14 protein-coding genes are annotated in these 14,940 nt (G+C 71.9%); 6 read left to right on the forward strand and 8 right to left on the reverse strand.

What is annotated here, in order from left to right; genetic code table 11:
- Positions 1–26 precede the first annotated feature (26 nt).
- The 3 genes from ACWCQ1_RS27215 to ACWCQ1_RS27225 all read right to left on the reverse strand — a co-directional run bounded on the left by ACWCQ1_RS27215 (position 27) and on the right by ACWCQ1_RS27225 (position 5,400).
- Positions 27–1,706: a HoxN/HupN/NixA family nickel/cobalt transporter gene (locus tag ACWCQ1_RS27215; protein WP_451027582.1), complete on the reverse strand. Its 1,680-nt coding sequence runs from the start codon at positions 1,704–1,706 to the stop codon at positions 27–29.
- Positions 1,703–3,283: a tetratricopeptide repeat protein gene (locus ACWCQ1_RS27220; RefSeq protein ID WP_451027608.1), complete on the reverse strand. Its 1,581-nt coding sequence runs from the start codon at positions 3,281–3,283 to the stop codon at positions 1,703–1,705. The genes ACWCQ1_RS27215 and ACWCQ1_RS27220 overlap by 4 nt, the downstream gene beginning before the upstream one ends.
- Positions 3,284–3,867: 584 nt before the next feature.
- Complete coding sequence (locus ACWCQ1_RS27225; protein ID WP_133047228.1) at positions 3,868–5,400, reverse strand: DUF4331 domain-containing protein; 1,533 nt, start codon at positions 5,398–5,400, stop codon at positions 3,868–3,870.
- A gap of 177 nt (positions 5,401–5,577) precedes the next feature.
- Here ACWCQ1_RS27225 and ACWCQ1_RS27230 point away from each other — a divergent pair, with 177 nt between their 5' ends.
- The 3 genes from ACWCQ1_RS27230 to ACWCQ1_RS27240 all read left to right on the forward strand — a co-directional run bounded on the left by ACWCQ1_RS27230 (position 5,578) and on the right by ACWCQ1_RS27240 (position 7,382).
- On the forward strand, positions 5,578–6,171 hold the full coding sequence (locus tag ACWCQ1_RS27230) for a sigma-70 family RNA polymerase sigma factor (RefSeq protein WP_244373272.1): 594 nt from the start codon (positions 5,578–5,580) through the stop codon (positions 6,169–6,171).
- A complete protein-coding gene (locus tag ACWCQ1_RS27235) occupies positions 6,168–6,986 on the forward strand; it encodes an anti-sigma factor (protein ID WP_358601878.1) in 819 nt (272 codons plus the stop codon). Before ACWCQ1_RS27230 ends, ACWCQ1_RS27235 begins: the two co-directional genes overlap by 4 nt.
- A gap of 126 nt (positions 6,987–7,112) precedes the next feature.
- Complete coding sequence (locus ACWCQ1_RS27240; protein ID WP_133047225.1) at positions 7,113–7,382, forward strand: hypothetical protein; 270 nt, start codon at positions 7,113–7,115, stop codon at positions 7,380–7,382.
- A 212-nt stretch (positions 7,383–7,594) separates the two neighbouring features.
- Here ACWCQ1_RS27240 and ACWCQ1_RS27245 read toward each other — a convergent pair whose 3' ends face one another.
- A complete protein-coding gene (locus ACWCQ1_RS27245) occupies positions 7,595–8,377 on the reverse strand; it encodes an ABC transporter permease (protein ID WP_133047224.1) in 783 nt (260 codons plus the stop codon).
- Positions 8,374–9,342, reverse strand: a complete 969-nt coding sequence (locus ACWCQ1_RS27250; RefSeq protein ID WP_451027583.1) for an ATP-binding cassette domain-containing protein — start codon at positions 9,340–9,342, stop codon at positions 8,374–8,376. Before ACWCQ1_RS27250 ends, ACWCQ1_RS27245 begins: the two co-directional genes overlap by 4 nt.
- 63 nt (positions 9,343–9,405) lie before the next feature.
- Here ACWCQ1_RS27250 and ACWCQ1_RS27255 point away from each other — a divergent pair, with 63 nt between their 5' ends.
- Positions 9,406–10,125, forward strand: coding sequence for a TetR/AcrR family transcriptional regulator (locus tag ACWCQ1_RS27255; protein WP_133047222.1), 720 nt, complete (start codon positions 9,406–9,408; stop codon positions 10,123–10,125).
- A 7-nt stretch (positions 10,126–10,132) separates the two neighbouring features.
- Here the strand turns inward: ACWCQ1_RS27255 and ACWCQ1_RS27260 are convergent, their stop codons facing one another.
- The 3 genes from ACWCQ1_RS27260 to hmgA are packed head-to-tail and all read right to left on the reverse strand — an operon-like array spanning position 10,133 to position 13,412.
- Positions 10,133–11,293, reverse strand: coding sequence for a type ISP restriction/modification enzyme (locus tag ACWCQ1_RS27260; RefSeq protein WP_358601885.1), 1,161 nt, complete (start codon positions 11,291–11,293; stop codon positions 10,133–10,135).
- A gap of 26 nt (positions 11,294–11,319) precedes the next feature.
- Entirely contained in the window at positions 11,320–12,069 is a 750-nt protein-coding gene (locus ACWCQ1_RS27265; protein WP_358601888.1) for a GntR family transcriptional regulator, read from the reverse strand.
- 26 nt (positions 12,070–12,095) lie between these two features.
- Positions 12,096–13,412 carry a homogentisate 1,2-dioxygenase gene (gene hmgA, locus ACWCQ1_RS27270; RefSeq protein ID WP_451027584.1) on the reverse strand — a complete coding sequence of 439 codons (1,317 nt, stop codon included), beginning with the start codon at positions 13,410–13,412 and terminating at the stop codon, positions 12,096–12,098.
- Between the two features lie 161 nt (positions 13,413–13,573).
- Between hmgA and ACWCQ1_RS27275 the strand changes: the two genes are divergently transcribed.
- Positions 13,574–14,266, forward strand: a complete 693-nt coding sequence (locus ACWCQ1_RS27275) for a hypothetical protein (RefSeq protein ID WP_358601892.1) — start codon at positions 13,574–13,576, stop codon at positions 14,264–14,266.
- Positions 14,263–14,880 (forward strand): TetR family transcriptional regulator, encoded by a 618-nt coding sequence (locus ACWCQ1_RS27280; protein ID WP_133047217.1) that lies wholly within the window; start codon positions 14,263–14,265, stop codon positions 14,878–14,880. The genes ACWCQ1_RS27275 and ACWCQ1_RS27280 overlap by 4 nt, the downstream gene beginning before the upstream one ends.
- Positions 14,881–14,940 lie beyond the last annotated feature (60 nt).

The following is a 14,940-nucleotide window of genomic DNA, read 5'->3' on the forward strand; positions in this document are numbered from 1 at the left end:
CTGACCTGATTCATTCACAAAGTAGCTCATCCGAGTGCGGATGCCGCCCCCTTGAGGACCAGCCCCGCCCCCAGGGCCACGACGACCAGGGCGGATCCCAGCGGTGCGGTCCTGCGCAGCAGGGCCGCCATGGGGTGCGTGGTCCAGCGGGGGCGCCTGTCCAGCACCCGGTTCATTCCCGTACCCAGCTTCACCACGGCGAACCCGGCCGCGGTGAGGGTGAGGGCGAGCCCGATGCCGTAGGCGACCACGAGCAGCAGCCCGAACCAGGCCTGCCCGAGCGCCGCCGCGCCGACCAGCACGACGACGGCGGAGGGGCTGGGCACCATGCCGCCGGCAAAGCCCAGGAGGAGCGTGCCGCGCAGGGTGGGGGCGGTGGAGTGCGTGTGGGTGAAGCCGCCGTGCGTGTGCTCGACCGTGGCGTCGTCGTGGGTGTGGCCGTGGTGGCTGTGGTCGTGAGTGTGGTCGTGGGGATGGTGGTGGTCGTGCCGGTGCTCGTGTTCGTGCTGATGGTCGTGGTCGTGGTGGTGCTCGTGTTCGTGATGGTGATGGTGGCCGGGATGTTCCGTCGTCGCGGTCGCGCCGGCCGCTCCCACCAGCTCCAACTCCGGTGCGGGCGCTGTTTCTTGAGGGTCGTGATGGGTGTGATGGGCGTGCGGCTGATGCGCGGGCGCGCGGTTGCGCCAGGCCCGGCGTACGAGATTCGCGCCCGCCAGCAGGACCAGGACTCCGCTCGCCAGGCCCAGCCAGGCGATCACCGAGGGGGTCGCCGCGGAGCCGGCCGTGACCAGGACGCCCAGGGCCACGACGCCGAGGGTGTGGGTGACCGTCACCGAGGCGGCCAGCGGGAGGACGTCCCTGAGGCGGGCCCGGCCGCCGCGCGCCGCCGCCGTGGCCGCCATCAGCGTCTTGCCGTGGCCCGGGGCGAGGGCGTGCATCGCGCCGAGGACGATCGCGATGAGCAGGGCGAGCGCGGCGAAGCCGACGGTGAGGTGGTTGCGGGCGACCAGGTTGTTCAGGTCCTGCGTCCAGCGGTCGGCGCCGCGGGGGAGTATGGAGGCGCCGGGGGCCTCCGCCTTCTCCGGGGCCAGCGCGGGGCCACCGGGCCGTACGCGCAGGGTCGCGGACGAGGTGTCGGCCGGGGAGGAGAGCAACGCCTTGGGGTAGCTGGTGAGTTCATGGGAGACGGACGTCTTCGGTACGTCCGACGCGGTGAGCGTCATCCGGTCGCCGCGCGCGGTGATCTCGCGCCAGCCGGGTCCCGTGGTCAACCCGGCACTGTGGAAGCCGACCCGGACGGTCTGGGACTTGGGCAGCGGTGTCGTCAGCCGGCACTCCACGCGGAGGGTGTGCAGACCGGCCTGGCCCGGGCGCAGACGTGCCGTGCTGCTGTCGACGGTCAGCGCGGCGGTGCGGCCGCCGACCGTGACCTTGCTGCCCTCGGCCGCCTTCGCGCACCGCTGCTTCGCCCACTCGGTCATGCCGAGCCGCTCGAGGTCCGGCTTGGCCTGGGTCGCCGGGATCTCGGCGAGGTCCTCGACGTGGTCCACGCGGAGGGTGCCGGGGGCGGCCACCAGGCCGTCGTACCGGTTGACGGTGAAATTGCCGAGGGGATGCGCGCTCGCGCTGGTGGAAGGAGCCAGCGCGAGCGCGCAGGCCGCCGTGAGGACGGCGGCTGTGGAGGCGAGCAGACGACGACAGCTCACTTTGCCGCCTCCAGGTCCTTGAGCGCCTTACGGGCCTCACGGGCGCCCAGCGGCGAGAAGCCGGGGTTCAGCTTCAGCGCGGCCTCCAGGGAGGCGCGGGCGTCCTGGGTGTGGCCGGTGGCGCGTTCGATCATGCCGCGGTGGTAGATGAACGAGGCGTTGCGGTAGCCGGTGGCCGTGGCCTGCCTGGCGTAGGGCAGGGCCTCGGCGTCCTTGCCGTTGACGTGCAGGGCCCAGGCGAGGGCGTCGGCGGTGTGCACGGTGTGGCGGCGGGCCCATTCGGCGCGGGCGGCGCGCAGGGCGGCGGCCCTGTCGCCGTGGTCGGCGGCGGCGAGGGCGGTGTCGAGGTCGGCGTTGACGCCGTTCGCGCGGGCGAGGGCGATCCAGGCGTCGACCAGGGCGTACTGGTCGCGGGCCTTGGTCTCGTCGCCCTTGGCCGCCCGGTCCTGGTACATCTCGCCGAGTTCGACGAGGGGTTGGGGCAGCGGATAGCGGGCGACGAGCTGTTCCATGCCCTTGATCGCCGCATCCTTGTCGCCGGTCGCCCACTGGGCGCGGGCGCGGCCCTCGAGCGCCGGGAGGTAGTTCTCGTCGGCGGCGAGGGCGCGGGCGTAGTCGGTGAGGGCCGTGCGGTAGTCGCCCTGGTTCCAGGCGAGCAGGCCCAGTTGGGCGGCGACGTAGGAGAGGTCGCCGGGGGTGGTGGAGGTGGCCAGTGCCTGTTCCAGGACCCGCCGTGCCGTCTTCACGTCGCCGCGCAGTTCGTGGACGTACGCGTAGCGGGTGAAGACGGGGACGCCCGGGCGGCGGGCGTCGGCGGTGTCGGCGGCCTTCGAGGCGTCGGCGTAGCGGCCGAGTTCGACGAGGGCGTCGATCCGGGAGGAGAGGGCGTTCTGGCTGTAGGGGTTCTCCTTCAGGATCCGGTCCGCGTACGCCAGGGCGTCCTTGAAGTCGTGGCGGGCCGCCGCGAGGGCCGCCTGTCCGGTGATGGCCTGTTCGTTGCCGGGCCGCACCTGGAGGGAGCGCTTGAGCGCCTTCTCGGCCTGGGGGTAGCGCGAGGGGTCACCCTTGGTGCGGGCCTGCTCGACGTAGGCGAGGCCGAGGGAGGCCCAGCTGCCGTAGTCCCTTGGCTGGGCACGGAGTTGGGCCTGCAGGGCGGCGATGCTCGCGTCGATGCTGCCGCTGGAGAGCAGCGCCGGTGAGATGGCGCTGGGGGCCGCCGCGACCGGGGTGCCAGCGGTCTTGTCCCGGATGGCCCCGTAGGCGATCGAACCGGCGGTGAGTGCGACGGCCAACAGCACGGCGGTCCCGCCGAGTTGCACGACCCGCAACCGCCGCCCGGCAGCCGACACCCGCCGCACGGCGGCGACGCGCTCATCAGCGTCCTCGACGAGAGCGGCCCCGCCGGCCACCGGCTGGGGAGGCGTGGCGTGCCGTGTGTCCGAGGGCTCAGCCCCGCTCGCGGCCGGCAGGGGGAGTGCGGCCTTCTTCGTGGCCGGGGGCTCCCCGCCGGTCTCCGGGAGTGGCGTAGCGCCCTTCGTGACGGGGCGCCGCGCGTCGGTCTGTGAGTCCGGGGACATCCCGGTGCCGCTCTCGGCGAGTGGCTGCCCGCCGCTTCCCGAGACCCGGGTAGCCACGGTGTCCTTCGCGGTGACCGGCTGCCCGTTGCCTCCGAAGTCCCCGGAAACCACAGTGCCCTTCGTCGCGTGCGGCTCCGTGTCCGTCCGACGGCCCGGCGTCGTGGTGACCGCCTTGGTGACCGCGTCCGCGTTCCTTTTCGTTTCCGTGCGTGAGGAGTTCGGGTCGGTCTGCGGGGTCGAGGGGCTCTTGGCGTCCCGTTGTTCCTCGACCGCCGGCGCGACGGCGGCGGATTCGGGGGGAGTGGCCGGCGCGGGGCCGTCCTCCCGCTCCGGCTCGGTGTCGTTCGTGCGCGGGGCCATGCCCTCTCCTCAATCGACGTGCGGTGTACAGAAGTTGTGGGCGGCGCGGCCCGCACCGTGGGGGACGTTGTGTGCGGGCCACGCCAGTCTGTGGAGGGCCGAGGACCGGGCGGGGCCGCTCCGAAGAACCGCCCGGTCCTCCGTCGGAGGGGTCGGGGCCCGCCCCGCCCGGCGCCCCCGGGGCGCCACGGCGTGCGGCTCGCCGACCTCCGTGCGGGACCGGCCTAGTACACCCGGCTCCGCATCCGGCGCCACCACATCAGCCCGGCACCGATCAGGGCGATGCCGGCCGCGCCGCCGCCCGCGGAGGCGGCGATCAGGGTGGTGTTGTCCATGCCGCCCGCGCTCGCCGGCTGCAGCGCGTCACCGAGCTGGTTCTTGACGTCGTTGCCGCTGGTGACGCCCTTGGCGGTGGCACCGCGCGAGCCGGACGTCGGGTTGGCCAGGTACGGGAAGTACTTCCCGAAGCCCTTGTCGTTCTTGTCGACCGCGTCGCCCAGGTCGTTCTTGGAACCGACCAGTTCGCCCTCCATCACCTGCAGCGCCTCGTCGATCACGTCGTCCGTGAGGCGACGCCCGTTCGGGAAGCCCGCGTTGTCACCGTCGAGCACACCGAGCCGCTTCGGGTAGGCGGTGGGCTTGATGGAGGTGTTGAGGCGCAGCTCCTCCGCCGCCTTCACGTACGGCGGCTGGTTGAGGCCCTTGACGCCCTTGAGGAACACGTCGACGAGGTCGTTGCGCGGCTCCGACGGCGCCTTGATCTTGTAGATCGCCTCGATGAGCTTCGGCAGCTCCGGGTTGGTCACGTTCTTCAGGAACTGCCCGTCCTCCCACGGCGAGGACGCGTTGAACTTGTCCTTGTCCTTGATCGGGTTGACGACCTCGTTGACCAGCGGGTTGCCCAGGCGGGAGACCTGCTCGTAGTAGCCCTGGGCGTTCCTGCGCTGGACGGTCGACCAGATGCCGACCACCGGCTGGTGCTTGGACTCCGTGAGCATGTCGTTGGGCAGCTGCAGGGCGATCGAGTTGACGTTGTAGCCCTTGAGGGTGTCCCGGCCGACCTCGGAGAGGTTCCCGCCGTACAGCAGGTCGAAGACGCGGAGGTCCGCGAAGAACGGGTCGTCGGCCTGGCCGGCGAAGGTCTGGCCGCCGTTGGAGAGCTTGTAGATCGCCTGCTCGCGCAGCTTGTTGTAGTCGGGCATCGACGCCTTGCCGACGTCCGAGGGGGCCACCGGGATGTCGTCGGCGAGCTTGGTCTTGGAGACGACCCGCTGGTTCTTCAGCTTGATCAGGTCGATGTCGTAGGTCTGCGTGATGTTCAGGTCGGGGTCGGTCAGGTTGTTGACCACGCCCGTGTTGTACAGGAACGACTTCTTGTTCTTCGTCTGCGTCCTGAACGTGTAGCGCAGCAGCAGGTCGCCCTGCGCGTCCCCGTTGTTGTCGATGTGGAGGTCGTACTGGGCGTCGTCGGCGAACTGGTAGAAGTTCGGGCCGCCCGCCGGCTCCTCGAAGGGGATGAAGTTGGCGATGAGCGTCGTCGTGTCCGGCTTGTCCGGGCTGACGAACGCGTACAGGTCCGTGTTGTCGTACTGCGGCTGCCCCGAGATCAGCGGGGCCTCCCGGTGGCTGGAGGCGGAAGCCGCCCCCGGTTCCAGCGTTGCCACGCCGGCTGCCGCGAGTCCTCCCGCGGCCAGTGCGCCAGCTATGAGGGTCGCGATGCTCCTGCGTCCCGCGCCGCTCCTGGAGTCAGTTGTCATGCCGTCCGTCCTCAGTCCCAACTTGCCTGACGAACGCTGATTCGGAGCGGTCGGCAGGGTGGATTGGTCGAATCCCAAACGTTCTTACGCGGAACTTGAGATCTTGTTTCAGCGAGCGCGCACCCGCTTTTTCGGTCCGCTGATCCGTAACCCCATCCGGAGGTGCGTTCGTTGCGAATGCCTGGTGTGACAGGACGGGGCCCATGCGGCCGGGAAGAGAGGGACCGAGTGGAGGCGGACGAGCTTCTGGTACTCGTGGCCGGCGGCGACCAGAAGGCCTTCGAAGCGCTGTACGGACTCGTGTCCGGGCCGGTGTTCGGGCTGGTGCGCCGTGTCGTACGCGATCCCGCGCAGTCGGAGGAGGTGGCGCAGGAGGTGCTGCTCGAACTCTGGCGCTCCGCCGCCCGGTTCGACCCCGGCCGGGGCAGCGCGCTGTCCTGGATCCTCACCCTCGCCCACCGTCGCGCCGTCGACCGGGTGCGCAGCGCCCGCGCGGCCGGTGAACGCGAGCAGCGCGAGGCCCGCCGGGCCCACAGCACCGCCTTCGACCAGGTGACCGAGGAGGTGGAGGCGGGCCTGGAGCGAGAGTTGGTGCGCCGCTGCCTGGACCGCCTCACCGCGCTGCAGCGCCAGTCCGTCACGCTCGCCTACTACGACGGCTACACGTACCGTGAAGTGGCCGAGCGGCTCTCCCTGCCGCTGGGCACCGTCAAGACCCGTATGCGCGATGGACTCACCCAGCTGCGCAAGTGCCTGGGAGGTGTCGCATGAGTCTCCTCGACCGGATGCTGGGCCGCGAGGATCTGCACTCGCTCGCCGCCCCCTACGCGCTCGACGCCCTGGAGCCCGCCGAGCGGGTCCGCTTCGAGCGGCACCTGAAGTCGTGCCCCTCCTGTGCCGCCGAGGTGCGGGCGCTGTCCGAGGACGCGGTCCGCCTCGCCTGGTCCACGGCCGCCCAGCCGCCGCCCGCGATGCGCGACCGGGTGCTGGCCGCCGTACGCGCCACTCCGCAGGATCAGGGGCCGGCGCGGGAGCACACGCCCCAGCTGCCGCCGCATGTCTGGGGCACGCAGCCGCCGCCGGCACGCTCCCGTGCGCCCCGCGAGCGCCGCCCCCTGTTCGCGCCGCTCGCCACCGCGACGGCCGCCGCGGCCCTCGTGGTCGCCTCGCTCTTCGCCGTCCAGGCGAACCGGACGCAGGACCGGCTGGACGCGGAGCGGGCGCAGTCACGTGAGATCGCCCACGTTCTCGCAGCTCCGGATGCCCGCGCGAGTGCCGGCAGGGACGCCCAGGGGCGAAGTCTCGCGGTGGTCGCCTCCGCGTCCGAGGGACAGGCGATCGTCACGCTGAGCGGATACGGCGTCCCGCCCGGCGGACGGGTGCACCAGCTGTGGCTCATGCGCCCCGGCGCGCAACCACGCTCCCTGGGGCTCTTCCCGACCGGCGACACGCCCTTGGTCGCGACCGGTCTCAACAAGTCTGCTACATCACTCGCAGTGACCGTCGAGCCCGACGGGGGTTCCCCGCAGCCCACCAGCCAGCCGATTGTCCAACTCGCCCTGAAATCGGTTGGATTCGGAGAGTGACTGCCGAGGCGTCGTCAACACCCTTACGGGGAAGGTGAATCCTGTGACCGCGATACACGAGTGCCCGGTTGGGGCGATAGGGTTACCCTGCCCGGGCCGGGTGGACTCGTACGGGTGGGGAGTGACATGGAACAGATAACAGTGCGCAGCAGGGCCAGGGTCCCTGCGATCACCTACGGGAGCAGCGCGAGCAGTACGCGTCTGGACCGTCATCTCTCGGTGCTGGCGGGTCCCGCCGTGCCGCAGCAGAAGACGGCCGAGGCGACCTCGCTGATGCTCGAGCTGACCGCTCGTGACACCACGCAGACCCGCAGCGACCGGGGTGCGCGGGTCCGCCGCGTCTCGCTCTTCGCGCCGCTGCGCCGGCTCACGCGTTCGCTGTTCGGCGGTCGCTGAGAAACACCGGCGTCCGCCTGGCAAAGGGGCCGCGCTCGGGTCACCGCGCCGCCCGGCACAGCGCTGCGGTCTCGTCGTCCGTCATCCCCACGGCATGCAGCGACGCCCGGGCTCACACCCGGGCGCGGCCACGTCCCCGATCCGTCACCTCCGGTACGACCCACCCGCTTCGTACCCCGGTCCGACTCCGCCCACGTCGACGGCCGTGGAGGTCAGCGCTCCCCGCGCGCGTACCTCCGCACGGCCAGCGGCAGGAACACGGCGATCAGCGCCGCGCACCACAGCAGTGACCCGGCGATCGGATGCGCCACCGGCCAGGCGGCACCCGACGGCACCTGCGCGTTCCCGAACAGGTCGCGCAGGGCCGTCGTGACCGCGCTGATCGGATTCCACTCGGCGAGGACGCGCAGCCAGCCCGGCAGACCGTCCGTAGGGATGTAGGCGTTGGACAGCAGCGGCAGGACGAAGGTCGAGGCGCCTAGCTGCCCGGCCGCTTCCTCGCTGCGGGTGAGCAGCCCCAGCCAGATCCCCAGGGACGTGCAGGCGAACCGGAAGAGCAGCAGCAGCCCCACCGCGCCCAGGGTCCCGGCCGGCGACCCCTCGATCCGCCAGCCCACCGCGAGCCCGACCAGCAGCAGCGGTACCGTCCCGATCGCCGTGACCACGAGATCGGCCACCGCCTGGCCGAGCGGTACGGCCGCCCGGCTCACCGGCATCGTGCGGAACCGGTCCATCACGCCCCGGTGCGAGTCGGCCGCCGCCTGGAACATCCCGGTCATGATCCCGCCCGCCGCCGTCGCCACCAGCAGCCCCGGAACCAGGAAGGACCGGTACTCGCGCCCGGGCATCGCGAGGGCGCTGCCGAAGACATAGCCGAAGAAGAGCAGCATGTTGATCGGCATGACCTGGGTGAGGACGGCGAGGCCCGGGCTGTTGCGGACCCGCCGCAGCTGCCGGCCCACCATCGCCAGGCCGTCGTACGTCAACGCGCTCATGCCGCAAGCTCCTTGGGGTCGGGGGAGTCGTCCGGGCTCTCGTCCGTGAGCCGGAGGAAGACGTCGTCGAGGGTCGGCGGGCGCAGGCTGGCGTCGATCAACGCCACGCCCGCCGCATCCAGTTCGCGCACCAGGCGCGGGAGGGTGAGGGTCGGGTCGGTGGTGACGGCGCCCACCGCGTTGCGCTCCCGGTCCAACGCCGGCTCGGCGCCGGTGAGCCGGTCCAGGACGGCCGCCGCCCCGGTGAGCGCGTCCTCGTGGCCGACGACGGCTTCCGCGTACGAACCGATGAGGGCCTTGAGCTGGGCGGGCGACCCGGTGTGCGCGACCCGCCCGCGGGCCACCAGGGCGATGTCGTCGGCGAGTTGGTCCGCCTCCTCCAGGTACTGCGTGGTCAGCAGCACGGTCGTGCCGTCCCGCTTGAGCTCGCGCACGGCGTCCCGGATCCGGTTGCGGCTGGCCGGGTCGAGCCCGGTGGTGGGCTCGTCGAGGAACAGGACGGCGGGCCGGCGGATCAGGCTCGCGGCGAGGTCGAGCCGGCGGCGCATCCCGCCGGAGTAGGTGGCGGCGGTCCGGCCCGCGGCCTCGGTGAGCCCGAAACGCTCCAGCAGCTCGTCGGCCCGGGCGGCCGCGTCCCGCACCCGGTGCAGCCGGGCGAACAGCCGCAGGTTCTGCCGGCCGGTGAGGTCGCCGTCGACCGACGCGTACTGCCCGGTGACGCCGATGTGCCGGCGTACGGCCGCGGGCTCCCGGACGAGGTCGTGCCCCGCCACCCGAGCCGACCCCGCGTCCGGCCGCAACAGCGTCGTCAGCAGCCGTACGGCCGTCGTCTTGCCCGCCCCGTTCGGCCCGAGGATCCCGCAGACCATGCCCTCGGCGACCGCGAGATCCAACCCCCGTACGGCGCGCACCTCGCCGAAGCGCTTCTCCAGACCTTCACTAAGTACAGCGTACGTAGAAGTCATGTCCCGACCATAGCGCACTACGTACGGTGTACGTAACTACGATGGTGGCCGAGGTGATGATCGATGGCGGGCCGAGCGGCGGTACCCGAAGTGATCTGGGCCCGGCCCGAGCGGACGGGGCGGGGGCCGAGACCGGCGTACACCCGTGCCGACATCGCGGCGGCGGCGGTGAAACTGGCCGACGCGGGCGGACTGGACGCGGTGTCGATGCGGCATGTCGCGGCCGAGCTGGGCTGCGGGACCATGTCGCTCTACAACTACGTCCCCCGCAAGGAGGACCTGTACGAGCTGATGGTGGACGCGGTCAGCGGGGAGCACGAGCCGTGGGAGCCGAGCGGGGACTGGCGGGCCGACATGGCGCGGGTCGCGCACCAGACGCGGACGCTCATGCACCGCCATCCCTGGCTCCCGCGGCTGATGTCACCGGTGTACGGCTTCAGCCCGAACGCCCTGCGGTACCTCGAGCACTGCCTGGCGTGCCTGGATCCGCTCGAGGACATGACGTATGGCATGAAGATGCAGCTGATCGGGATGCTCAACGGCGTGGTGACGATGTTCGTCTCCAACGAGCTCGCCACGGCCGAGCGCACGAGGAACCTGCCCTGGTCCGAGGAGCAGGAGAACGCGGTGCGGATCGCCTATCTGGGGAGCCAGATCGCCGGCGGGGCCTACCCCAGGATGGCGGCGGCCTTCATGGAGGACCCGGGGCCGATCGACCTGGACGCCGTCTTCGACCTGGCGTTGCAGAGGATCCTCGACGCCTTCGACCCCGCCAGGGGCTAGATGGGCTCTAGATCAGCGCGAACTGGCCCTCCGGGCCCTCCTCGTGGTGGTCCAGGACCGAGGCGGGCCGGCGGGCGGCCTCCGGCGCCGGCAGCACGCCCGCCGTCGCCAGCTCGGCCGCCGTGATCGTGGCCGGTACCGTCAGCTCCCGCTGCTGCGGCCGTAGTTCCGCCAGCAGCGCCAGAACCGTGATCAGCTCCAGCAGTTCCGTCGTCCACGCCTGCGGCCAGGTCGCCGGGCGGATCGCCGACAGGGTGCCCGGTTCGGGCTCCGCCGTCCGGGCGCCGAACCACTGCTCCAGCACCCGGACTCCGGCCGCCTCGAAGTCCCAGGCCTCCGGCGGCACGGGGGAGATGCGACCCTCGTCCAGCAGCAGGGTCTCCTCGTCGCGGTCGTAGTCGAGGGTGAGAGGACGCGAGGGGAGCGGGGCGCGGACGTAGGGGCGGCGGCCGCCGGGGAGCCGGGGCCGCTCGCCGTCGCGCCGCATCAGCCACAGCAGACGGTGGCCCAACTCCACGCCCCGGGACCAGAGTTCGGGATCCTCCGGGAGGGGCACGGTGAGGTCCTGGCGGACCGTCGCCATGATCCAGGCCAGAACGTCCGGCGCCCGCACCGCCGTTCCGAGCCGGGTGCCCAGATACTCCGTCAGGCCCGGCGCCAGGTTGGGTTCGGTGCCGCCCGGGCGACGGTAGAGGGGGCGGATGCGGCCGGGGCGGAGCAGCGGGAGGCAGGAGGTGGCGAGCAGCTGCGGGCCGTCCGTCTGCGACGGGGTCTCCACCACGAAGATCTGCTGCTCGTCCGCCACCCGCCACAGTTCCGGGCGGGCGGTGTCGATCAGGCGGTGGTCGGGGATCAGCCACTGCTCGTCGAAGGGCGCGTGCAGGACCCGTACCGGCTCGGGGCAGGGACCGGAGGCGCGGATCAGCTTCTCCGTGCCGCTCGACTGCCCCGGGAGCTGCCCCACCGCCGTGTGCGGTGTGCGGGAGCGCGTCGGCTCGAACAGGGCCTCCCGGTCCGGACCGTCCGCCTTCAGCAGGGCGTCCCAGCGGGCCTTCAGGGATGCCGCGTCGGGGCCCGTCGGCCACCCCCGGCCGAGCCGCGGCGGTGCGACGGACCACGGCATGAGGTCCGCCAGCGGCGGAGCGTCGTCGTGCGTCACGCTGGGCATCGTACGACCTGCCACCGAACGTGAGCTCATGTGGCGTCCAGAGTCACCGTGAAGGAGAAGCGGTCCCCGCGGTAGTGGATGACCGCCACGTCCAGGACCCGTCCCGCGGTGTCGTACGTCACCCCCGTGTAGTGCAGGATCGGGCTGAGCAGCGGGACTTGGAGCAGCCGGGCCGTCTCCGGGTCGGCGAGGCGGGCCTCCACGGTGTCCGTGATGCGGCTGATGTCCGCGCCCACGACATCCCGCAGCACCTTGGTCATGGGCCGGCGCACCAGGTCCGAGGGGTCGATCAGCGCGGCCATGTCCGGACGCACGTAGTTGCGGGCGTGGTTGGTCGGCTCGCCCGTCTTCTCGTCGCCGCGCAGCCGGTGGTACGTGGCCACCTCGTCGATCTCCGGGAAGAACTCGGCGAGTTCGGGCGGCACGGAGGCGCTGCGGTGGTCCAGCAGCTCGGTCGTCATGCCGGACTGCTGGGCCACGATCGCGTCCACCGAGCCGAGCAGCCGCACCGGAGCGGCCCGGCGGGCACCGGGCTCGATGAAGGTGCCGCGGCGCCGGTGCCGGGTGATCAGGCCCTCGTCCTCCAGCTCCTTCAGCGCCTGCCGCATGGTCAGCACGCTGACCCCGTAGTGCCCCGCCAACTGCTCCTCGGTGGGCAGCCGCAGGGGGTCCTGGGGCGAGCGGCCGAGTATCGAGGCGCGCAGGGACTGCGAGACCTGGTACCAGAGCGGCAGCTTGCGGTTCAGGACGATCGAGTCCGGGGCGAAGGAGGTCACGGGCTATCCGTACCGGTCGTGGGCGATCAGTGCAACGGCCGGAAGTGGCGCTCGAGTCCCCGCCACACGTCGTCGTAGTGCGGCTGCAGATGGTCCGCCTGGGCCGCGTGCGCGGTGAGCAGGACGGGCCAGCGCGTCTCGAACATGAACGCCAGCCCGTCGTCGATCTTCTGCGGCCTCAGCTCCGCCGCGCTCGCCCGGTCGAACGTCTCCCGGTCCGGGCCGTGCGCCGACATCATGTTGTGCAGCGAGCCGCCGCCCGGCACGAAGCCCTCGGCCTTCGCGTCGTACGCGCCCTCGACCAGCCCCATGTACTCGCTCATCACGTTCCGGTGGAAGTACGGCGGCCGGAAGGTGTCCTCGCCCACCAGCCAGCGCGGCGCGAAGACCATGAAGTCGACGCCGGCCAGTCCGGGGGTGTCCGACGGGGACGTCAGCACCGTGAAGATCGACGGGTCGGGATGGTCGTAGGAGATGCTGCCGATGACGTTGAAGCGGCGTAGGTCGTAGACGTACGGGACGTGGTTGCCGTGCCAGGCGACCACGTCGAGCGGGGAGTGGTCGTAGGTGGCGGTCCAGAGGTTGCCGCAGAACTTGTTGACCACCTCCACCGGGCCCTCGACGTCCTCGTAGGCGGCGACGGGCGCGCGGAAGTCGCGGGCGTTGGCGAGACCGTTGGCGCCGATCGGGCCGAGGTCGGGGAGGCGGAAGGGGGCGCCGTAGTTCTCGCACACATATCCGCGGGCTGAAGCGTCCAGCAGCTCCACCCGGAAGCGCACCCCACGGGGGATCAGCGCCACATGGCCCGGCTCCGCGTGCAGCAGCCCGAACTCCGTGCGCAGCAGCAGCCCGCCGCGCTCGGGGACGATCAGCAGCTCGCCGTCGGCGTCGCTGAAGACGCGGTCCATGGAGGCGGTGGCGTGGTAGAGGTGCACGGCCATGCCGGTGCGCTGGGTGACGTCGCCGTTGCCGCCGAGGGTCCACAGGCCGGCCAGGAAGTCGGTGCCCTCCGCGGGCTCCGGCAGGGGGTCCCAGCGCAGGCGGTTGGGGTCCGGCACCGACTCCGTGAAGGGGGCCGTGCGGATCCAGCCGTTGTGGGTCTCCGTGAACGCCGGGTGGGCGGCCGAGGGGCGGATGCGGTAGAGCCAGGAGCGGCGGTTGTGGGCGCGCGGCTCGGTGAACGCCGTGCCGCTGAGCTGCTCCGCGTAGAGCCCGAGGGGGGCGCGCTGCGGGGCGTTGCGGCCCTCGGGCAGGGCCCCGGGCACCGCCTCCGAGCTGTGCTCGTTGCCGAAACCGGAGAGGTAGCTCAGCCCCTCCGCCGTCTTGCGCGCGTCCCCGCTCATGGCCGCTCCCTTGCGACGTGATTCCTATGCTCCACCATAGGATTGCGTTGCGGCGGGCGCAAGGGGGACCCCGGCCCGCCCCGGCCCTCCTCATCAGGGAGGAACCAGAACAAGACTCCAGGGGGATTCGCCTGTCGTACCGGTGTTCTACGCTCCCGGGCATGTCGTGGACGCGGGGACTCCTGGCCGTGCTCGCGGCCTGTGTCCTGCTGCTGGCCGGATCCGCGGGCTGCGGGGGCGGCGACGCGCACGAGAGGACGGACGGGAAGGGTGAGACGTCGACGTCCCCGGTGGGCAAGCTCCTCGACGACACCGACCCGCAGGGCAGGCGGCTGCGCCAGGTGGACAAGAAGGGCGCTCCCGACGTCGGCATCGAGGTGCTGCCCGACGCCCACGACACCTGGGACGTACGGCTGACCGTCCACCACTTCCGCTTCTCGCCCGACGGCACGAAGGCGAAACCCGTGCCCGGACGCGGCTTCGCCTCCCTGTTCGTCGACGACCGGCCCGTCACCCGGCTGCGCGGCACCGCCTACCGCCTCCCGGCCCGCCTGGTCACCCGCGGCACCCACCACGTCACCGCCCGGCTGTACGCCGACGACGGCACGGTGTGGGCGGTGAAGGGCAAGCCGGTGCAGAGCACGGCCGACATCACGGTGTCGGAGCCGGGCGGGACGCCGGGTGCCTCGGGCACCCCAGGCGGAACACCGGGGGTGCCCTCCGCGTCGGGCGGGACATCGGCCGTCTCCGCCGGACCCGGCGCCACCCCGGACCCGGCCGCGATGAGTGTGTCCGGCATCGATCTCCGTACCGAGGGGCGAGGTTCACCGGACCGCGTCGGAAAGGCATCATGAAACCCGTGCCCCACGCGACATCGCTACGCCGTGCGCCCGTGCAGCGGCGCAGTGCCGAACGACTCACCAGGATCCTCGACGCCTGCGCCGACCTCCTCGACGAGGTCGGCTACGACGACCTGAGCACCCGTGCCGTGGCGCTGCGCGCGGGCGTTCCCATCGGCTCGGTCTACCGCTTCTTCGGCAACAAGCGGCAGATGGCCGACGCCCTCGCCCAGCGCAACCTCGAGCGCTTCACCGAACGCGTCACCGAGCGGCTGAAGAAGTCCACCGAGGGCGGCTGGCGCACCGCCATGGACGCCGTGCTCGACGAGTACCTGGCCATGAAGCGCACCGCCCCCGGCTTCTCCCTCGTCGACTTCGGCAACCAGATCCCGGTGGGCTCCCGCCACGCCGAACCCAACCACCGCGTCGCCGACCGCCTCACCGATCTGCTCTCCGGCTATCTGGACCGCGAACCGGACGACGATCTGCGCCGTACGTTCCTGATCGCCGTGGAGACCGCGGACACCCTGGTCCACCTGGCCTTCCGGGTGGCCCCGGACGGCGACGAGAAGATCATCGAGGAGGCCCGGGAGATGCTGCGGGCGTATCTGGCGCGGGTTCTGGACTGACCGGAGCCGCGGGTTCGCGACCTCACCCCTGAAGAGGGCTCCCCTCCGTCCATACCGGTC

Source organism: Streptomyces sp. NPDC002144 (assembly GCF_053593695.1).